This window comes from Neorhizobium sp. 2083 (assembly GCF_031455615.1).
Classification (GTDB): Bacteria; Pseudomonadota; Alphaproteobacteria; order Rhizobiales; family Rhizobiaceae; genus Neorhizobium.
On record NZ_JAVDTC010000010.1, the window covers coordinates 122649 to 139469 of the forward strand.

The 16821-nt window shown below is 62.7% G+C and carries 18 protein-coding genes and 1 tRNA gene; 5 read left to right on the forward strand and 14 right to left on the reverse strand.

Going from position 1 to position 16821, the window contains the following annotated elements; genetic code table 11:
* Window positions 1-30: 30 nt before the first annotated feature.
* From J2X76_RS28420 to obgE, 3 genes are read right to left on the reverse strand one after another with little or no spacing between them, the layout of a single operon-like run.
* Window positions 31-1314: a glutamate-5-semialdehyde dehydrogenase gene (locus J2X76_RS28420; RefSeq protein ID WP_310220869.1), complete on the reverse strand. Its 1284-nt coding sequence runs from the start codon at window positions 1312-1314 to the stop codon at window positions 31-33.
* Window positions 1307-2485, reverse strand: coding sequence for a glutamate 5-kinase (proB, locus tag J2X76_RS28425; RefSeq protein WP_310220870.1), 1179 nt, complete (start codon window positions 2483-2485; stop codon window positions 1307-1309). The genes J2X76_RS28420 and proB overlap by 8 nt, the downstream gene beginning before the upstream one ends.
* Window positions 2482-3543, reverse strand: coding sequence for a GTPase ObgE (obgE, locus tag J2X76_RS28430; protein WP_310220871.1), 1062 nt, complete (start codon window positions 3541-3543; stop codon window positions 2482-2484). Before obgE ends, proB begins: the two co-directional genes overlap by 4 nt.
* 113 nt (window positions 3544-3656) lie before the next feature.
* Between obgE and J2X76_RS28435 the strand changes: the two genes are divergently transcribed.
* The gene (locus J2X76_RS28435; protein ID WP_310220872.1) at window positions 3657-4520 is read left to right on the forward strand and encodes an endonuclease/exonuclease/phosphatase family protein; all 864 of its coding nucleotides are present in this window, start codon (window positions 3657-3659) and stop codon (window positions 4518-4520) included.
* Window positions 4521-4564: 44 nt separating this feature from the next.
* Here J2X76_RS28435 and J2X76_RS28440 read toward each other — a convergent pair whose 3' ends face one another.
* The 4 genes from J2X76_RS28440 to rplU all read right to left on the reverse strand — a co-directional run bounded on the left by J2X76_RS28440 (window position 4565) and on the right by rplU (window position 6528).
* Entirely contained in the window at window positions 4565-5152 is a 588-nt protein-coding gene (locus tag J2X76_RS28440; RefSeq protein ID WP_310220873.1) for a GNAT family N-acetyltransferase, read from the reverse strand.
* A complete protein-coding gene (locus tag J2X76_RS28445; RefSeq protein ID WP_310220874.1) occupies window positions 5149-5784 on the reverse strand; it encodes a GNAT family protein in 636 nt (211 codons plus the stop codon). The genes J2X76_RS28440 and J2X76_RS28445 overlap by 4 nt, the downstream gene beginning before the upstream one ends.
* Window positions 5785-5914: 130 nt before the next feature.
* Complete coding sequence (gene rpmA / locus J2X76_RS28450) at window positions 5915-6184, reverse strand: 50S ribosomal protein L27 (protein ID WP_113125298.1); 270 nt, start codon at window positions 6182-6184, stop codon at window positions 5915-5917.
* A gap of 32 nt (window positions 6185-6216) precedes the next feature.
* On the reverse strand, window positions 6217-6528 hold the full coding sequence (rplU, locus tag J2X76_RS28455) for a 50S ribosomal protein L21 (RefSeq protein ID WP_113125297.1): 312 nt from the start codon (window positions 6526-6528) through the stop codon (window positions 6217-6219).
* A 317-nt stretch (window positions 6529-6845) separates the two neighbouring features.
* Here rplU and J2X76_RS28460 point away from each other — a divergent pair.
* A tRNA-Ser gene (locus tag J2X76_RS28460) sits at window positions 6846-6935 on the forward strand.
* Between the two features lie 365 nt (window positions 6936-7300).
* On the opposite strand, the gene J2X76_RS28465 is transcribed toward J2X76_RS28460, so the two are convergent.
* From J2X76_RS28465 to J2X76_RS28475, 3 genes are read right to left on the reverse strand one after another with little or no spacing between them, the layout of a single operon-like run.
* The gene (locus J2X76_RS28465; RefSeq protein ID WP_113125295.1) at window positions 7301-8962 is read right to left on the reverse strand and encodes a flotillin domain-containing protein; all 1662 of its coding nucleotides are present in this window, start codon (window positions 8960-8962) and stop codon (window positions 7301-7303) included.
* On the reverse strand, window positions 8959-9606 hold the full coding sequence (locus tag J2X76_RS28470) for an OB-fold-containig protein (RefSeq protein ID WP_113125294.1): 648 nt from the start codon (window positions 9604-9606) through the stop codon (window positions 8959-8961). Before J2X76_RS28470 ends, J2X76_RS28465 begins: the two co-directional genes overlap by 4 nt.
* 4 nt (window positions 9607-9610) lie before the next feature.
* Entirely contained in the window at window positions 9611-10744 is a 1134-nt protein-coding gene (locus tag J2X76_RS28475; RefSeq protein ID WP_310220875.1) for a PspA/IM30 family protein, read from the reverse strand.
* A gap of 308 nt (window positions 10745-11052) precedes the next feature.
* On the opposite strand from J2X76_RS28475, the gene J2X76_RS28480 reads away from it, so the two are divergent.
* Window positions 11053-11880, forward strand: coding sequence for a RibD family protein (locus J2X76_RS28480; protein ID WP_310220876.1), 828 nt, complete (start codon window positions 11053-11055; stop codon window positions 11878-11880).
* On the opposite strand, the gene J2X76_RS28485 is transcribed toward J2X76_RS28480, so the two are convergent.
* Genes J2X76_RS28485 through J2X76_RS28500 form a run of 4 tightly spaced genes read right to left on the reverse strand, consistent with a single transcriptional unit; the run spans window position 11833 to window position 15073 of the window.
* Window positions 11833-12624 carry a class I SAM-dependent methyltransferase gene (locus J2X76_RS28485; RefSeq protein ID WP_310220877.1) on the reverse strand — a complete coding sequence of 264 codons (792 nt, stop codon included), beginning with the start codon at window positions 12622-12624 and terminating at the stop codon, window positions 11833-11835. The genes J2X76_RS28480 and J2X76_RS28485 overlap by 48 nt on opposite strands.
* Window positions 12621-13664 carry a glycosyltransferase family 4 protein gene (locus J2X76_RS28490; RefSeq protein WP_310220878.1) on the reverse strand — a complete coding sequence of 348 codons (1044 nt, stop codon included), beginning with the start codon at window positions 13662-13664 and terminating at the stop codon, window positions 12621-12623. The genes J2X76_RS28485 and J2X76_RS28490 overlap by 4 nt, the downstream gene beginning before the upstream one ends.
* Window positions 13661-14059, reverse strand: coding sequence for a 6-carboxytetrahydropterin synthase (locus J2X76_RS28495; protein ID WP_113283829.1), 399 nt, complete (start codon window positions 14057-14059; stop codon window positions 13661-13663). Before J2X76_RS28495 ends, J2X76_RS28490 begins: the two co-directional genes overlap by 4 nt.
* Window positions 14060-14071: 12 nt before the next feature.
* Complete coding sequence (locus J2X76_RS28500; protein WP_310220879.1) at window positions 14072-15073, reverse strand: zinc-binding alcohol dehydrogenase; 1002 nt, start codon at window positions 15071-15073, stop codon at window positions 14072-14074.
* 220 nt (window positions 15074-15293) lie between these two features.
* Here J2X76_RS28500 and J2X76_RS28505 point away from each other — a divergent pair, with 220 nt between their 5' ends.
* On the forward strand, window positions 15294-16085 hold the full coding sequence (locus tag J2X76_RS28505) for a CDP-alcohol phosphatidyltransferase family protein (RefSeq protein ID WP_310220880.1): 792 nt from the start codon (window positions 15294-15296) through the stop codon (window positions 16083-16085).
* Window positions 16072-16821, forward strand: coding sequence for an FkbM family methyltransferase (locus J2X76_RS28510; protein ID WP_113283826.1), 750 nt, complete (start codon window positions 16072-16074; stop codon window positions 16819-16821). Before J2X76_RS28505 ends, J2X76_RS28510 begins: the two co-directional genes overlap by 14 nt.

Consider the following 16821-nt stretch of genomic DNA (forward strand, 5'->3'; position numbering starts at 1 on the left):
GCGGTCGATCGTCTCTTCCGTCACGCGCGGTCAGGGCCGGATCTGGCCGGTGCCGTGCACCCGGTATTTGAACGAGGTCAGCTGCTCGACGCCGACCGGGCCGCGCGCATGCATCTTGCCGGTGGAAATGCCGATCTCGCCGCCCATGCCGAACTCGCCGCCATCGGCGAACTGGGTGGAGGCATTGTGCAGCAGGATCGCCGAATCGAGCTCGTTGAAGAAACGCGCCACGACCTCCGGATCTTTGGCGATGACGGCTTCCGTGTGGTTGGAGGAATAGGTGTTGATATGGCGGATGGCGCCGGAAATGCCGTCGACGATGGCGACCGAGATCACCGCGTCGAGATATTCGGTGCGCCAGTCCTCTTCCGTCGCAGGCTTGAAGCCCGGGAACACCTTGAGAACGGCTGCCGATGCGCGGATTTCGCAACCGGCTTCGGTCAGCGCCTCGAGGATAGGCATCAGATGCGTACCGATCCCGGCGCTATCGATCAGCAGGGTCTCGGCCGCGCCACAGACGCCGGTACGGCGCATTTTTGCGTTGACGATGATCCTTTTCGCCATCTCCAGATCCGCCGAGGCATCCACATAGATATGGCAGAGGCCTTCGAGATGGGCGAAAACCGGCACGCGCGCCTCGTTCTGGACCCGCGCGACAAGGCTCTTGCCGCCGCGCGGCACGATGACGTCGATAGCGCCGTCGAGGCCCGACAGCATGGCTCCGACGGCGGCGCGGTCGGTGGTCGGCACGATCTGGATCGCATGTTCGGGAAGCCCGGCAGCCTTCAGGCCGGCGACGAGGCAATCGTGGATCGCCTCCGACGATTGGGCCGAGTCCGAGCCGCCGCGCAAGATCACGGCATTGCCGGCCTTGAGGCAGAGCGCACCGGCATCCGCGGTGACGTTCGGCCGGCTTTCATAGATGACGCCGATGACGCCGAGCGGCGTGCGGACGCGTTCGATCTTCAGTCCGTTGGGACGGTCCCAGGCAGCGATGACCTCGCCGACCGGATCCTTGAATTCGGCGATCTCACGCAGCGCCTGCGCCATGCCGGCAATCGACTTCTCGGTGAGCGTCAGCCGATCGATGAACGACGGCAGCAGGCCCTTGCCCTCGACGGCTTTCAGGTCCGCCGCATTGGCCGCAAGGATTTTGTCCTTTGCGGCAAGGATCGCATCCGCCATGGCGTTCAACGCCTTGTTCTTCGCTTCGGTCGAGGCCGTCGCAAGCCGGCGGCCCGCCGATTTGGCGTTCCGGCCGATCTCACCCATCAGGGCTGCGACGTCGCCCGTTTTCGCAACCATATCAAGCATGGGCCGCATCCTCCTTGCGATCTTCCTTTTTGACTTTCCGCTTCGCCGTCCCGGTCATCACCAGGTCGTCGCGATGGACCATGGCGGCGCGTCCGGCATAACCGAGGATCGCCTCGATCTCGCCGGACTTGCGCCCGGTGATCTGGCGGGCCTCTTCCGCGTCGTAGCTCACCAGGCCGCGGGCGATTTCACGCCCGTCGGGACCGACGATCGCGACCGTGTCGCCGCGATGGAAATTGCCTTCGATGCGGCGCACGCCGGCAGGCAGCAGGCTCTTGCCGGTGCCGAGCGCGTTTTCGGCGCCCTCATCGACGAAAAGTTCGCCGGCCGGTTGGAGCTGCCCGGCAATCCAGGTTTTTCGCGCGGTCACGGGCGTGCCGGAGGGCGCGAACCACGATGAGCGGGTGCCTTGCTCGATGGCCCGCAAAGGATGGTCCGTCTTGCCCGACGCGATGATCATCGCGCAACCGGCGCCGGTGGCGATCTTGCCGGCATCGATCTTGGTGCGCATGCCGCCGCGCGACAGTTCGGATGCCGCACCGCCGGCCATGGCTTCGATCTCCGGCGTGATCGCCGGGACGGTTTCCAGGAATTTCGCCTCCGGATCGAGATGCGGTGGGGCGGTATAGAGGCCGTCGATATCGGACAGCAGGACGAGAAGATCGGCGCTGGTCATGGTAGCGACGCGGGCGGCCAGCCGGTCGTTGTCGCCATAGCGGATTTCTGTCGTGGCGACCGTATCGTTCTCGTTGATGATCGGCACGGCGCCGATCTTCAGAAGCTGGTTGATGGTGGCGCGGGCGTTGAGGTAACGGCGGCGCTCTTCGGTGTCGCCCAGCGTCAGCAGGATCTGGCCTGCCACGATGCCGTCGCGCGAAAGGCTTTCGGACCAGGCGCGGGCAAGCGCGATCTGGCCGACGGCCGCAGCCGCCTGGCTTTCCTCGAGCTTCAGCGCACCGGAGGGCAGGTCGAGCACGGTGCGACCCATGGCGATCGCACCGGAAGACACGACGAGCACGTCGATGCCCCCCGCCTTCAAAGCCGCGATATCGGCGCAGATGGCATCGAGCCATTGCGACTTCAGGCCCGTCTTGCGGTCGACGAGCAAAGCCGAGCCGATCTTGATGACGATGCGGCGATGGCTGGCGAGCGGTTTGCGGACTGCCGTCATGCGTCCTCGTCCTCATCGAAATCCCGGATGGGAGTGGAGCGATCGGGCAGCGCGGTTTCGTTGACTCCGCTCGACTCGACGATCACGTCGCGCAGCGCGCGCAGCACCTCGGTCATGCCCTTGCCGGTGATCGCCGAGATCAGGAACGGCGTCTGGCCGCAGGCCTTTTCCAGCTCCTTGGCCTTTTTCTTCAGTTCCTTGTCGTCGAGCACGTCGATCTGGGACAGGGCCACGATGACCGGTTTGTCGATCAGCCCGCCGCCATAGGCTTCGAGCTCGTGTTTCACCGTCTTGTAGGACTTGCCGACCTTTTCCTCGACGGCAGAGACCAGATGGAGCAGCACGCGGGTGCGCTCGACATGGCCAAGGAAGCGGTCGCCGATGCCAACGCCCTCATGGGCGCCTTCGATCAGGCCCGGAATATCGGCAAGCACGAATTCCCGGCCGTCGATCGTCGCGACGCCGAGATTGGGATGCAGTGTCGTGAACGGATAATTGGCGATCTTCGGCCGGGCGCGGGTGACGCTCGCCAGGAAAGTCGACTTGCCCGCGTTCGGCATGCCGACGAGGCCGGCATCGGCAATCAGCTTCAGCCGCAGCCAGATGGTCTTTTCCTCGCCTTCGAGGCCCGGATTGGCCCAGTTCGGCGCCTGGTTGGTGGCACTCTTGAAATGGGTGTTGCCGAAACCGCCATTGCCGCCCTTGGCGAGCCGGAAGGTCTGGCCTTCCCTGGTCAGGTCAATGATCAGGGTTTCGTTGTCTTCTTCGAAGATCTGGGTGCCGACAGGCACTTTCAGCGTCACGTCGCCGCCATTGGCGCCGGTGCGGTTGCGGCCCATGCCATGGGTGCCGGTCTGGCCCTTGAAATGCTGCTGGAAGCGGAAGTCGATCAGCGTGTTGAGACCGTTGACGGCCTCCACCCAGACATCGCCACCGCGCCCGCCGTCACCGCCGTCCGGTCCGCCGAACTCGACGAACTTTTCCCGCCGGAACGAGACCGCGCCCGCGCCGCCGTCGCCGGAGCGGATATAGACCTTTGCCTCGTCGAGAAATTTCATCTTGCAACCGTCAGTCTTGTGTTAGTCGGGAGGCCTGTCATTTAGGTTGGGCACTCAATGCATATCGATGGAGGTTTCGATATCGTCGGTTGGGGCGGAGGTCAAAGAATATCATGAAGTTCGTCAGCTATAACATTCAATACGGGATCGGCATGGACGGCGTCTTCGATCCCGAACGCATCGCCGCCAGCATCGAGGGTGCGGATGTGATCGCGCTTCAGGAGGTGACGCGCGGTTTTCCCAGGAACGGCCATGTGGATCTCGTTGCCCGTTTCTCGGATATCTTTCCGGAACATTTCCATGTCTATGGGGCGCCCTGCGACCTGCTGCTCGACGTCTCCGTCGAGAACGGCCGCTCTGTCGAACGCCGGTTCCAGTTCGGCAACATGATCCTGTCGCGCTGGCCGATCCTTGCCACCCGACATCTCCTCCTGCCGCGCAGCCGCACCGTCGAGATGCTCAACCTGCAGCGCGGAGCGCTGGAAGCGGTCATCGTTGCGCCCGGCGGGTCGCTGAGGGTCTATTCCGTCCACCTCGATCATGTCTCTCCCGACGAACGGCTCCGCCAGATCCGCTTCCTGAAGGAACGGGTGGTGAATTTCGCCTCCGAGGGCGGTTCGCTGACCGGTGCCGCCGAAGAGGGATTTCCCGAGCTGCCGCTGCCGGAAGACTTTTTGCTGATGGGCGATTTCAACATGGAGCCGGAATCGACCGAGTATATCGCCATGGCAGGCCAGCGGGACCGCTATTACGGCCGTACGTTGCGCGCCAACGAACCTGTCGACGTGCTGGATCGCTTGGGATCGCTGACGCCGGAGAGTTATACCTGGGCGAAGCCGCCGGGCGACGGGCCGATGAAGATGCATCTCGATCATTGCTTCGTGAATGCCGGACTGGTGCCGCGATTGAAAAACGCCTGGATCGACTACGAGGCGCCTGGTTCCGACCATTTTCCGCTCTGGGTCGAGGTCGAGTAAGGAGCCGGCGGAGTTTCCTCCGCCGGATATTTGTTATCTGGGCGTCACGGTCGCGCGGGCCGTCGGAAGTCCTCCGGCAAGAGCATGGTCTCGATATGCGGCACCATGCGGTTGCGGGAGATGCTGAACAGCTGGTTCGCATCGACGATGGTGAAGCCCAGCTTCTTCTGAACGTTCAGCGAGGCCAGATTGTCCGCAAAAGCGCCGGAAAACACCTGCGCTTCCGGCATCCGCCGGAAGAACCGTTCCAGCGTGCCGCCCACCGCTTCCGTCATATAACCCCGGTCCCAGTAGAGCCGGTTCAGCCAGTAGCCAAGGCGCCATTGGCCGCGTCTCGGCTCCAGGCAGACGGCGCCGATATGGGTGTCGTCGCCGGTGGTGATCGCCAGCGTCCAGTCCGGCAGGATGCCGGACGCATGTGGAACCAGCCAGTCCAGCGCGTCCTGGCGATCATAGGGCTGCGGCACCCGCGACAACATGCGGCTGACCTTGAAATCGCCGAGCGATTCGGCAATCGCCGTCGCGTCGGTGATCCTGTGCGGGCGAAGCACCAGCCTTTCCGTGGTGATGACCGGGCAGTGGCCGGGCATCGTCGCGGTCGTGTCGGTCTTCTGGAGAACGGCGGCGTTCATCGCAGTTCTCCCCAGCTTCTCAAGGACATCCAAGTCTTGCGGTCGAGCCGGAACCATTCGACCGCCACCATGCCGCCAAGCGCCAGGCAATCGATCATGCCGGTGCCCTGGAATTGGAAGCCGCACTTCTGGATCACCCGCCGCGAAGCGATGTTGGTGACCCGGCAACGGGCATCGATATGGTCGATGTTGTTGCGGGTGCGGAAGGCCATGTCGATCAGGGCATGGGCGGCTTCCGTGGCGTAACCCCTGTTCCAATAGGGTTCGCCCAGCCAATAGCCGAGTTCGAGCGTTCTTCCGTCCTGTTGCGGTTCGAGCGCGCAGCAACCGAGAAAGGCGCCGTTGTCACCTCGCGTGATGGCGTAGACGCATTTGCCAATCTCGCCGGCCTTCGTGCGTCGCACAAAGTCGGCTGCGTCCTTAGCCGTATAGGGATGCGGCATACGCGACACCATGGTCGCGATATTCGCATTGTTGGCGAGATGGGCAAGTGCGTCGATGTCTTCTTCGTGGGGCATGCGCAGGACAAGTCTCTGCGACAGTAAGACGGGGCAATCGCTTCTCGACCGGTCGGGTCTCAACCGTTCCTCTGGCGGCCGGGATTGGCTCGCCCTCAGTAGTTCGCCTTGCATGTTCAGTCCTCCTGTTGGGGGTAAAGAAAAAGGGAAGATGGTGGTGTCCCATCTTCCCTTTTTTCTGACTGAACCTTTGGGCGTTCAGCCGGGTCGATGTGACACCGGCTGCTTAAAACGCTTGCCGGCTTTATTCTGCTGCTTCGGCTTTCGGCATTACGGACACGAACACTCGACCATTGGCCTTGGTTCGGTAATTCACATTGCCTTCGGTCAGCGCAAAAATGGTGTGGTCCTTGCCGAGGCCGACATTGGCGCCCGGATGCCACTGCGTGCCGCGCTGGCGCACGATAATGTTGCCCGCAACGACGGCTTCGCCGCCGAACTTCTTCACGCCAAGGCGCTTGGACTGAGAATCGCGACCGTTGCGCGAGGAACCGCCAGCTTTTTTATGTGCCATTGGAGTTCTCCTTTACCCTTCGAAACCCGTTGTTAAGCCAAGATGTCCGTGATGCGGACAACCGTGTGATGCTGGCGATGGCCGCGAATCCGCTTGGAATTCTGACGGCGACGCTTCTTGAAGGAGATGACCTTCTTGCCGCGGTTATGCTCGACCACTTCGGCCTTGACCGTCGCACCCTGAACGAAGGGCGCGCCGAACTTGGCATCGGCACCAACGCCGACGACCAGGATTTCGTTGAATTCTACGACTGAACCAGCTTCGGCTTCCAGCTTTTCGATGGTGAGCACGTCGTTGGCTGCCACGCGGTACTGCTTACCGCCGGTCTTGATGACTGCGAACATTTTTTATCCTTTCATGTCCGTTTCCGGCTCTGCCTCGAAAGGCGGCCGTCTTTTTATCAGTCGGGCTCTAGCAGGATTTTCGAAAGAGACGATCTTTTGAACTTGTCTGCCGGTGAATTCATGCGGTCGTTCCAACAACTTCCGCACAAACAAAGAGGCATGGACACTTTTCCACGCCTAATCGCGTGCGGACATACGCGAGCGACAAAAAACTGTCAAGGCGAAAGGATATAAAGACTTGCTATTCGCCCCTTGCCAGCCTCATCTTTGCCCGCTATGAGAACGCCCGCGCTGACCAACGCGACACATCTTTAAGCGGAGAGGTGGCTGAGTGGTCGAAAGCACCGCACTCGAAATGCGGCATACGGGCAACCGTATCGTGGGTTCGAATCCCACCCTCTCCGCCATATCTCCAGTTTTCCGATATCTTCCGCTATTGGTATTGGCAGATGTTCCTGTCGATCAGGTGATAGATTGGTCGGGGCCATAGCGGCACTCTGGACATCCAGTCCGAATGTCGCCTGAACATACCCGCCTTGTTCGGCAGCGGGGAGCGAATCAGAAGCAGAATTCAGGATTACGATCAGTCCGATTGGCCGTTGCGTATTAAGCAGATTGAAGTCTGGCGCCTGGAAGTGATTTTTAGCGCTTTGCAGGACTCGCGGATCTCTTGCCGAGGCAATTGTCTCATTGCGGGGGGAGTGGCAGCCAGATTACTCCTACCTGGATTGAACCGATCACCACTGCATTGTGGCGATCGGTTTCCCACCAACTACTCCTTCGGCTTCTCAACCGGGCCCTCGGCCTGCAGATTGGCAAGCAGCGATGATATGGCGTTGTCGCCTTCGAAGCCTGCCTCCTTGAGCAGTTTGTCAAGGATGGGCTTGTTCGCCTGATAGGCGAGAAGCTGGCCGGCGAGGCCTTCGCCCATGCCGATACCGCTTGCGCCGCCGGCGCCGTGGCCGAGCATGCCGCCCGTATCGAAGATCCGGATATCGGAAATCTTCTCGATCGGCTTGACCGCTTCGGCAAGTGCCTGGGGAATGATGCGAATGCGTTCGCGCAGGATCTCGAATTCGATGATCGCCGGGCTCAGCCGGTTGCGGGCCTCGTTGAGCAGGGTTTCGCTTTCAGCGGCCGCCTTGCCGGTTTCCAGAACGCCCTTGGCCTTGATGATGGCGGCGTCCGCCTCGGCGATGGCCAGCGTCTTGATCGCATCCGCCTGATCGACGGCTGCCTGTTTTTCGGCTTCCGCGCCGACGGTCACGGCCGTGGCTTCCGTCTCGGCCCGCTTGCGGGCATCGATGACGGCGATCTGGCGTTCGCGTTCGGCGATCTCGACGGCCTTGGCGGTTGCCACCTTTTCCTCGGCGGCGATTGCCAGCGCCCGCGCATTTTCCGCGCTTGCCTTGGCTTCCGACTCTTCGCGGCTCTTGTTGGAAACCGCGATGGCGCTTTCCTGGGCGACGATCTGCAGATCGCGGCGCGCCTCCGTGTCGCGCTGCTGGACGGCCCGGGTGGCGTCGATATTGGCGGTTTCGCGGGCCTGCTTGGCGAGCGCTTCGCGCTCGGCGATCGCCTGCTCGGCGGCGATGCGTGCTTCCTCCTCGGCGCGCTTGGCCGCCTGTTCCTGCTGGGCGGTTTCCGCGCGCGTGGCGGCAGACTTGTTGGCGACGTCGCGTTCCTGGTTCAGTTCCGCCTCGCGCTTGGTACGCTCGATGGTCAGCGACTGCTGGCGTGCCTCAAGGTCTTTCTGAGCGATCGCGACTTCCGTATCGCGGACAATCTCGTTGCGCTCCTTCTTGCGGCCTTCGGTGATGCGGGTCAGTGCCGCCAGACCGTGGGCGTCGAAGAAGTTGTTGGCGTTGAAATGCTTGATGTCGGTCTGGTCGAGGCGGGTCAGCGACACCGATTCCAGTTCCAGGCCGTTGGATTGCAGATCGGCGCCGACGGCTTCCTGCACCGCCTTGACGAAGTCCATGCGCTGTTCCTGCAGGGCATCCAGCGTCATGGTGGCGGCGACCGAGCGCAGACCGTCGACGAATTTGGCCTCGATCAGCACGCGAAGCTGTTCGGCGTCGTTGGTGCGGTCGCCGAGCGTCTGGGCGGCCAGTGCGATCGAGGATGCATCGGGCTTCACGCGCACATAGAACTCCGCGCCGATATCGACGCGCATGCGGTCCTTGGTGATCAGGGCGTCCCCCTCGCCGCGCCGGACCTCCAGCCTCAGCGTCTTCAGATTGACGCGGGCGATGGAGTGGAAGATCGGCAGCACGACCGAACCGCCGTCGAGCACCACCTTCTGGCCGCCCAGGCCGGTGCGCACATAGGCCTCGTCGCGGCTGGATCGCGTGTAGAGCGAGGCGAGGACGAAACCGATGCCGAGAATGAGGATGATGCCAATGCCGGCCGGCAACAGCAGATCGTATATCATGGATGCTCCGTGGAATTTGGGTTTGGCGGCGTCAGCGTGTCCGACGGCGCGGGAATGGCAATGAAGATGTTCGATGCGCGGTCGACGATGAGAACCTGGGCGCCGATGGCGATCGCTGCCTCGTTCCGGGCGGCACGCGCCCGCAGCACGTGCCAGTTTCCGTGGCTGTCCTTCAGGCGCACGCGCCCCGGCAGGCCCTGGTCGAGCGGCCCGACCGTGACTTCACCACTTCTTCCGATGAAATCGGACAGGTCGACCGCGTAGGTTTCGTCGCGCGGAACGATGCGCGCAACGAGGCGGCTGAAAAAACGCACTTCGGGAAGCGCCAGGACGAAAGCGGGGACGGCGGCGAGGGGTGCCGGCAGGGGCGACCAGACAAACTGCGCGATCGATTGCAGGACGAAGCCGTTGATCGCGAACAGTCCGAGAAACAGCATCAGCAGGATGAGAACGGGAACGCCGCCGATATTCAGCCAGGACATCAGTCCCGAAACACCGCCGTGATCGCCCGGCCAGGCCTTGTCGATAATTTCGCCGAGCGAAAATCCAACCAGAAGGCAGACAATTTCCAGTCCTGTCAGGACGGCCAGCATCACGGCTGCGATGGCGAAGGGCAGAGATTCAGGTGCCAGAAACAGCTGCATGGCGTCAGTTCTGACGTGTCTTGAACTGCGCCAGTCTCGCTTCGATCGCCTGTTCGCGGTGCAGGCGATCGAGTTCGTCCAGTTCGGCGCTGGCTTTCCGGTCTCCTGCAGGCACGCCGGTCAGCCGGGACACGGCCGAGGCGGCACGGGCAGCGCCATCCACCGGGCTGCGCTTCTGCCCCGGCGCCGCCGTTGCATCGGGAAAACGTTCAAGACTGCGTTTCAGGTCGGCCAGTCTTTCCTCGGCCTCCCGACGTGTCGCGAGCACAGCCTGCAGGGCCTGCTGGCCTTCGCTCAAGTGCGCCCGTGCATCGGTCAGCGCCTTGTCGAGCGCTGCGAGCTGCGATTCGAGGTCGATCTGGCGCGCGACGCCGGCTTTGGCGAGATCGTCGCGATCGGCCGAGACGGCGACGCGGATCTTTTCGTCGAGAATGCCCATGTCGGCGGCAATTTCATCCCGGCGGCTGAGGATGCGAAATTCCTCGGCGCGAGCCTTGCCGATATCGGTGCGCGCCTCGTCCGCAGCGGCATCGATTTCCCGCAGGGCCTGCTCGACGACCGCGATCTTGTTGACCCCTTCGGCCTTGTCCACGGCGGCATTGGCGAGGCCGGCGATCAGACGTCCCATCCGGGACAGAATGCCTTCATTCATCGTCATGTTTTCCTCCGTTCGGTCCGCATGCGTATTGACGCCTATATGGATTTGATAACCACCGTTGTGGGCAACCAGTTGAGCTGAGAAAATATTCAGGGTGCCGCGCGAGTAACCGGCGACATCGAAAGGAATGGCGACCCGTCCTCGTACTGTGGCGACCGTCAGGTCCGCCGGTCCTTTGATCGAGAACAGCTTGTCGTCCAGCGGCAACCGCTCGGGACCCAACCTTCGGCCGCGGCGAGCGGCGAAATCCCGCAGGCCGAGCGTGACGAGGCGTGCCGGCAGGCCGGTGCGTTCCCGCACGGTCTCATAGGCCAATTCATGCAGGGTGACGAGATTGGCGCCGCCCTTTTCCGCCGCCAATTCCTCCAGCATGGAAAGCATGGAGGCATAGGCGACGAAGGTCTCGTCGAGGGCCTGCCTGGCCTGCGCGTCCGGCGCGAGCTCGTAGCGCAAAATCGAGGTATGCGTTGTCTGTGCCATGTATTATAACATAAAGCACCGCTTTTGTACTTTCAAGAGAAATTCAATTTTGGGTGGCAATTTTAACCGGGAAATTTCCCTTTTCGCGATTCTCCGGCTTTAGAGTGAGATATTTGCTCACCGGTCATTGCTTGCCAGGGATAGGCAACCTGCCCCGGCGATATGGGCGCCGTCTTTTGCGAGACCATTGACGGACTGTCGATCTGGTGGAATTTTCCGCCCGTATGACAGCTATGGGAGAACATGGCCGCGAGGAACTTTTCGCTGGGGCCGGCATTTTTCCTTTTCGGCCGAAGGACGAGGCGGATATGCGATCAGTGAGGATGACCGAAGAGCTGTGGCAGCATCTGCTTTCGCTTCGTGAAGGGTCCCTGAGCCCGTTTCCCGCCGATGCCGATGCGTCCTTCCTGGCGCTCTACAGGCCGATCGCAATCCGGGACAGGCCGCTGGTTCTGGCGCAGGTCGGCCAGTCTCTCGACGGCCGCGTCGCAACGCCGACCGGCGACGCCCAGGATGTGTCGGGATGCGACGGGATCGCGCATCTGCACCGGTGCCGGGCGCTCGTGGATGCGGTGATCGTCGGCGTAGGGACGGTTGTCGCCGACAATCCAAGCCTTTCGGTTCGCGCCGTCAGCGGCAAAAGTCCCGTGCGGGTCGTGGTGGATTGCAATGGCCGCATGCCGGAGCGGGCGAAGATGCTGCATGACGGCGGCATGCCCGTGCTCGTTCTGCAGGCGGATGACGTGCCCTCTGGCAGTATCCGGCATGAAGTCATTCGGCTGCCGCGTCACACGGATGGGGGGCTTGCTCCGCGCGCTATTCTCGAAGCCCTCGCGGAGCGCGGTCTGACGACCGTGCTTGTCGAAGGCGGCGCGAACACGATTTCCCGTTTCGTGGACGCGCATCTGATTGATCGGCTGCATGTGTCGGTAGCGCCCATCATCATCGGCTCGGGTCCCGCCGGCATCCGGCTTTCACCAATCGACCGGCTTTCCGAAGCCCGTCGTCCGGATGTCGAAGTCTATAATATCGGCACCGATATCGTGTTCGATTGCAATTTCCGTTCCGAGATCCGGCAGGAAGCCGCCTCACCCGCGGCGGATCGCCAGGATATCCTGATGGCCGACCTCGCATAGGCTCCCGTCCCGATCGACCATCCTGCGCCGGAAATCGGCCCAGTCGCGGATCTCGTTCTCGTCGAGCTGAGCGTATTCGTACACTGCGCGCACCACGCCATCGAGGAATGACAGCTGCAGGCCGCGGTCGTCTGCGGTCATTACCCACGGGCTTTCGGCTGTTGTCGTCGCATATCCGCCCCCTTTCAGGCAGGCAGTCAACGTTTCCCATGCCCTGGGGCCCAGCGAAAACCCGAAACCCTTGTCGCCCAGCTGGTGGGCATTGAAGTTCGCCACGACGGCCTCGTCCAGCGGATGCGGCTTCGACCAGCGCATGCGGCCATCGTAGTTCAGGGCCGCATAGAGGCTGGCGGCCGTTTGCGAGAGACGGGCGACGAAGCGGCGAATGAACTCTTCCGAACAGAGGTCAAAGAGCGCGGAGGCGGTTACGAGGCTGATATCGGCGAGCGGCAGTGCTCCGATCTGGTTAAGATCGCCCTGAACAATCTCGACCGCATTGCCGTGCTGGCGCTGCGCCTCGTCCAGCAGCCGTGGGTCATAATCGAAAAGGCGAAAGTGAGCCGGCTTCCGAAGTCTCGGCGAGAGTGCGCGGAAGGTCGAGCCGGTGCCGCAGCCGATATCGAGGATGGCTGTGGCCGATGCGCTTTCGGCTGCTTCGATCGCGGCCTTCAGCAAGGCTTGGTTGCGAGCCCGGACATCCGCGGGTTCGCGCAGCGCCAGCCAATCCTTGTCGAAGCCGCTCATGGAACTTTTTCCAGAAAGTCGGAGATGATGACCGCGGTGTCCCGCCAGGAGGGAAGCCTGGCACCGGCGATCGCCGCGGCATCGGCCATGGAAATACGGGTATCGTGTTCCTCCAGCAGCCGTCGCAGAGCGGCGGCAAACGCTTCCGGATCGTCTGGCGGCACCAGGAAACCGGCGCTTTCCGGCACGACGTCCGGCACGGCCCCCGTCGCGCAGCCGACGATCGGCAGGCCCTGGGCGAGCGCTTCGGCAAACACCATGCCATAGCCTTCATAACGGCTCGCCAGCGCGAAGATATCGGCCTTGGCGAATTCCGAGCGCGTGTCGTCGATCTGGCCGGCAAGTTCGATGCGGTCGCCGAGCCCGGACCGCGCGACTTGTTGTTCGATTTCGGATGCCACGCCGGGATCGAGCGTCTTGCTGCCGACGATGCGGCAGGTCCATGGCAGATCTCGCAGCCTTTCTAGCGAGGCGATCAGGACGTCGTGGCCCTTGCGGCGGGTCAGCGTGCCGATGCTGAGGATCAGGGGCGGTTCGCCGCTGCCGACGGCGAGCGGCGCGGGGTCCATGCCGGGAATGGCGACCGCGATCCTTTCGGCGGGGACGGCATAGTTTGCGGCGAGTTCGGCGGCGGTGGCATGCGAGGTGACGACAACGCCGCGGGTTTGCACCAATGCTGCCCTTTCCCGGAGGGCCACGGCCTCCCGGCGCCTATCGTCGAGCCCCGTCTCCAGCGCCAGAGGATGATGCACAAGGGCCATGATCTTCAGGCGATCGGCCTCCCGGCATGCCCATTCGTCCAGCACGCCGAAAGCCAGCCCGTCGATCAGCACGAGGCTGTTGTCCGCAAGTTCGGAAAGCGTACGGCCAGCCTCGTGGAGCTGCCCTGTGCTCGGGTTGGGAAAACCTTCGCCGAGAGAAACCAGTTCGACATTCCAGCCGAGATCGCGAAGCGCTCCGATGACGCGCCGGTCGTAGCCGTAACCGCCGGTGCGGGTTTCCAGATCGCCCGGATAGGCAAAATAAAGATCGCGGTTCACAGGTCGGCCTCGAACCAGCCGCGCGCGGTGTGGGATTCGTGCAGCATCACCCGAAGCTTGCGGATACGCGCACCGCCATCGCCGAGCCGGCCGTTCCTGATCGCGTCGGCGATTTGGTCGAAGATATGCTTTGCGAGGAATTCCGTGGTCGTCACCTTGCCGGCGAAAATATCCAGCGTGTCGAGATTCTGGTAGTTGAGCGGCGCGAGCACGTCCTTCAGCACGTCGCTCGCAAGCCCGATATCCACCGCAAGGCCGTTTTCGTCCAGATCGCTGGTGAAGAAGGCGGCATCGACCACGAAGGTTGCCCCGTGCATGCCCTGGGCGGGGCCGAAAACCGGGCGGGGCAGACTATGCGCGATCATGATGTGATCGCGGACTTCGACGGCGAACATGCGGGATTTCCTTCAGTACCTGATGCGATGACAGAGCGTGGCGGCCGAGCCGATGATTTCGGGATAATCGGCGGCGAGGGTTTCGAATGGCGTCTCGCCCGAAATCAGGCGGTCGAGCCGATCGTCGGCAAGAAGCTGGAGCGCCTTGGCCATGCGCCGCCGGGTGTCCCATCGGGCGCGCCTTCCCGGTGGCAGAGAGGCCACTTGCGAGCTCACGATGGAGAGGCGCTTGGCATGGAAAGCATGCCCAAGCGGGATCTCCACATGCCTTTCGCCATACCAGCTCGCTTCGATGATCCGCGCTTCGAAACCGGCGTGGTCGAGCGCCGTCGCCAGTGCATCCGCCGAAGCGGACGCGTTGATCAGCACGTCGCAATCATGCGGCACATCATCGGTCAGGGAAAAACGGAGGCCGAGAGCCTCTGCCGTTTCGGCGCGCTCCGGTTCGATGTCGGAAATCACCACTTCGGTGCCGATGATCCGTGAGGCGAGATAGGCGACCAGAAGCCCGACAACGCCGGCGCCGAACACCGTCAGCCGATCGCCCGGCTGGATGCCCGAATCCCAGGTAATGTTGAGGGCGGTTTCCATATTGGCGGCCAGCACGGCGCGGTGCGGGGCCAAGCCGTCCGGAAGCGGATGGACGGCCGAGACCGGCACGCGAAAACGGTCCTGATGCGGATGGAGGCAGAAGACCGTTTTCCCGACAAAGCGTTCAGGCCCTTCTTCGACAATGCCGACGGCGGCATAGCCATATTTCACCGGGAAGGGGAACCGCCCGGCTTGATGCGGCGCGCGCATGCGCTCATATTCGCTTTCCGGTACCTGTCCGGCGAAAACCAGCGATTCGGTGCCGCGGCTGATGCCGCTGTAAAGCGTGCGGACGACTACCTCGTCTGCACATTCCGCCGGCAGCTTTTCCTGCCGAAGCGCACAGCGCCCCGTCTCCTCGATCCAGAGGGCTCTTCCGTGCCTTTGCGTCACCGCATCCGGAGCCGTCTCACGCCTTGTCACGCGTCACACCTTTCACACCATAACAATCCAGACCTAGAGGCTTCGACGATGACGACAAGGGAGTCGTTCGGCGAGGGGGCGATATCGCTATCACGTTTATTTGACGCGGTTTTTGCGGATCCGACCTTTGCTGCCTTTCGTACTCTTCTCCATGTAATGCCTGGAGAGGAGAGCGTCATGAATGTTTCACATCATCTTTGGGATGGGGAAAACATATCCGATGGCTGACTGGATGAATGTCGGGCCGGTGGACGGCCGTGCGGCGCGCAAGGCCCACCGCCTGCTCTCCCTGGATGCCTATGCGGTGACCATGACGGTTGCCGCCTCCCTGGTCGCCGCGATGCATTTCTTCGGCGACTGGATCGGCATCGATACGGTGGCCGCTGGCTGCGCCTTCATCATCTATGCGGCGATTTCCGCCATCGCGCTCGGCAATCTGCGAACCCACGGACATGCCCGTTTCGGCGCTGCCAACATCGTGACGACGATCCGGGCGGCGCTGACCGCCATCATGGGCGGGCTGGTCCTGGCTTCGCCGCAGTTCGGGACCGGGTTCGATGAGGGCGCCTTGTGGCTGCTCGGTTTCATGATCGCTTTCGCCCTGGCGCTGGACGGAGTCGATGGATTTCTCGCCCGGCAGAGCGGTACCGCCTCGCAGTTCGGCGCGCGTTTCGACATGGAAGTGGATGCGTTGCTGATCCTTTTCCTGTCGATCGCGGCCGTGCTGCTCGGCAAGGCGGGGTTTTGGGTCCTGCTGATCGGTCTGATGCGTTATGCCTATCTGGCGGCGCAGGCGGTCTTTCCGGCGCTGAAGGGCGATCTTCCGCATTCGATGCGCCGCAAGGCGATCTGTGTCGTGCAAGGCGTGGCGCTCTGTCTGATGCTGTTCCCGATCGTTACCTCGCCGGTTTCCACCCTGCTTGCGGCTGCCGCGCTCGCCCTGCTCACCTATTCCTTCGCCGTGGATGTGATCTTCCTCGTGAACGCGAGCAGACATCATGCCGCGGCCTGATTTTTCCGCTTCGCTCGGGCTCACGCGTTCGTTGCTGATCTATTACGGGCAGCCGTGGCGACGTTCGTCGCTGAAGCGCTTTTATGCGGGTCTTGTCGGCCCGGGGGCGCTCGTTTTCGACGTCGGCGCGCATGCCGGCAGCCGCAGCCGCACGCTCCTGTCGCTTGGCGCCAGGCTCGTGGCATTGGAGCCGCAGCCGGTATTTGCGGATTTCATCGCCAGATCGTTTGCGGGCGAGGACTTGACGCTGATACGCAAGGCGGTCGGCAGGGAGCCAGGCAGTGTCGACCTGCACATTTCCAGCCGCCACCCGACCGTGACCAGCATTTCCTCGTCCTGGATATCCAAAGTCGGCAAGACTTCCGGTTTCCGCAACGTCACCTGGGACCGGATCGAGCGGGTGGAGATGACGACGCTCGATGCCCTGATCGGGCAATACGGGCTCCCCGCCTTCTGCAAGATCGACGTGGAGGGCGCGGAGGCGGATATCATCGCCGGGCTGCACCATCCCATCCCGCTGATCGCATTCGAATACATTCCTGCGACGATGGAAATCGCCGAAGAGGCGATCGGCCATTTACGGCAACTCGGTCCCTATCGATTCAACCGGGTCGAGGGCGAGCGGCATCGGTTCGTCCACGATGAATGGGTTGGAGCCGATGTCATGCTCGGCGAGCTTTCCGGCCTTTCCGGGCAGACCTCGTCCGGCGATATCTATGCGCGGCTGGCGGCCTGA

Coding starts and splice junctions, on each gene's coding strand:
- J2X76_RS28420 (WP_310220869.1), bottom strand. CDS start 1,314: ATGCTTGATATGGTTGCGAAAACGGGCGACGTCGCAGCCCTGATGGGT.
- proB (WP_310220870.1), bottom strand. CDS start 2,485: ATGACGGCAGTCCGCAAACCGCTCGCCAGCCATCGCCGCATCGTCATC.
- obgE (WP_310220871.1), bottom strand. CDS start 3,543: ATGAAATTTCTCGACGAGGCAAAGGTCTATATCCGCTCCGGCGACGGC.
- J2X76_RS28435 (WP_310220872.1), top strand. CDS start 3,657: ATGAAGTTCGTCAGCTATAACATTCAATACGGGATCGGCATGGACGGC.
- J2X76_RS28440 (WP_310220873.1), bottom strand. CDS start 5,152: ATGAACGCCGCCGTTCTCCAGAAGACCGACACGACCGCGACGATGCCC.
- J2X76_RS28445 (WP_310220874.1), bottom strand. CDS start 5,784: ATGCAAGGCGAACTACTGAGGGCGAGCCAATCCCGGCCGCCAGAGGAA.
- rpmA (WP_113125298.1), bottom strand. CDS start 6,184: ATGGCACATAAAAAAGCTGGCGGTTCCTCGCGCAACGGTCGCGATTCT.
- rplU (WP_113125297.1), bottom strand. CDS start 6,528: ATGTTCGCAGTCATCAAGACCGGCGGTAAGCAGTACCGCGTGGCAGCC.
- J2X76_RS28465 (WP_113125295.1), bottom strand. CDS start 8,962: ATGATATACGATCTGCTGTTGCCGGCCGGCATTGGCATCATCCTCATT.
- J2X76_RS28470 (WP_113125294.1), bottom strand. CDS start 9,606: ATGCAGCTGTTTCTGGCACCTGAATCTCTGCCCTTCGCCATCGCAGCC.
- J2X76_RS28475 (WP_310220875.1), bottom strand. CDS start 10,744: ATGGCACAGACAACGCATACCTCGATTTTGCGCTACGAGCTCGCGCCG.
- J2X76_RS28480 (WP_310220876.1), top strand. CDS start 11,053: ATGCGATCAGTGAGGATGACCGAAGAGCTGTGGCAGCATCTGCTTTCG.
- J2X76_RS28485 (WP_310220877.1), bottom strand. CDS start 12,624: ATGAGCGGCTTCGACAAGGATTGGCTGGCGCTGCGCGAACCCGCGGAT.
- J2X76_RS28495 (WP_113283829.1), bottom strand. CDS start 14,059: ATGTTCGCCGTCGAAGTCCGCGATCACATCATGATCGCGCATAGTCTG.
- J2X76_RS28505 (WP_310220880.1), top strand. CDS start 15,294: ATGGCTGACTGGATGAATGTCGGGCCGGTGGACGGCCGTGCGGCGCGC.
- J2X76_RS28510 (WP_113283826.1), top strand. CDS start 16,072: ATGCCGCGGCCTGATTTTTCCGCTTCGCTCGGGCTCACGCGTTCGTTG.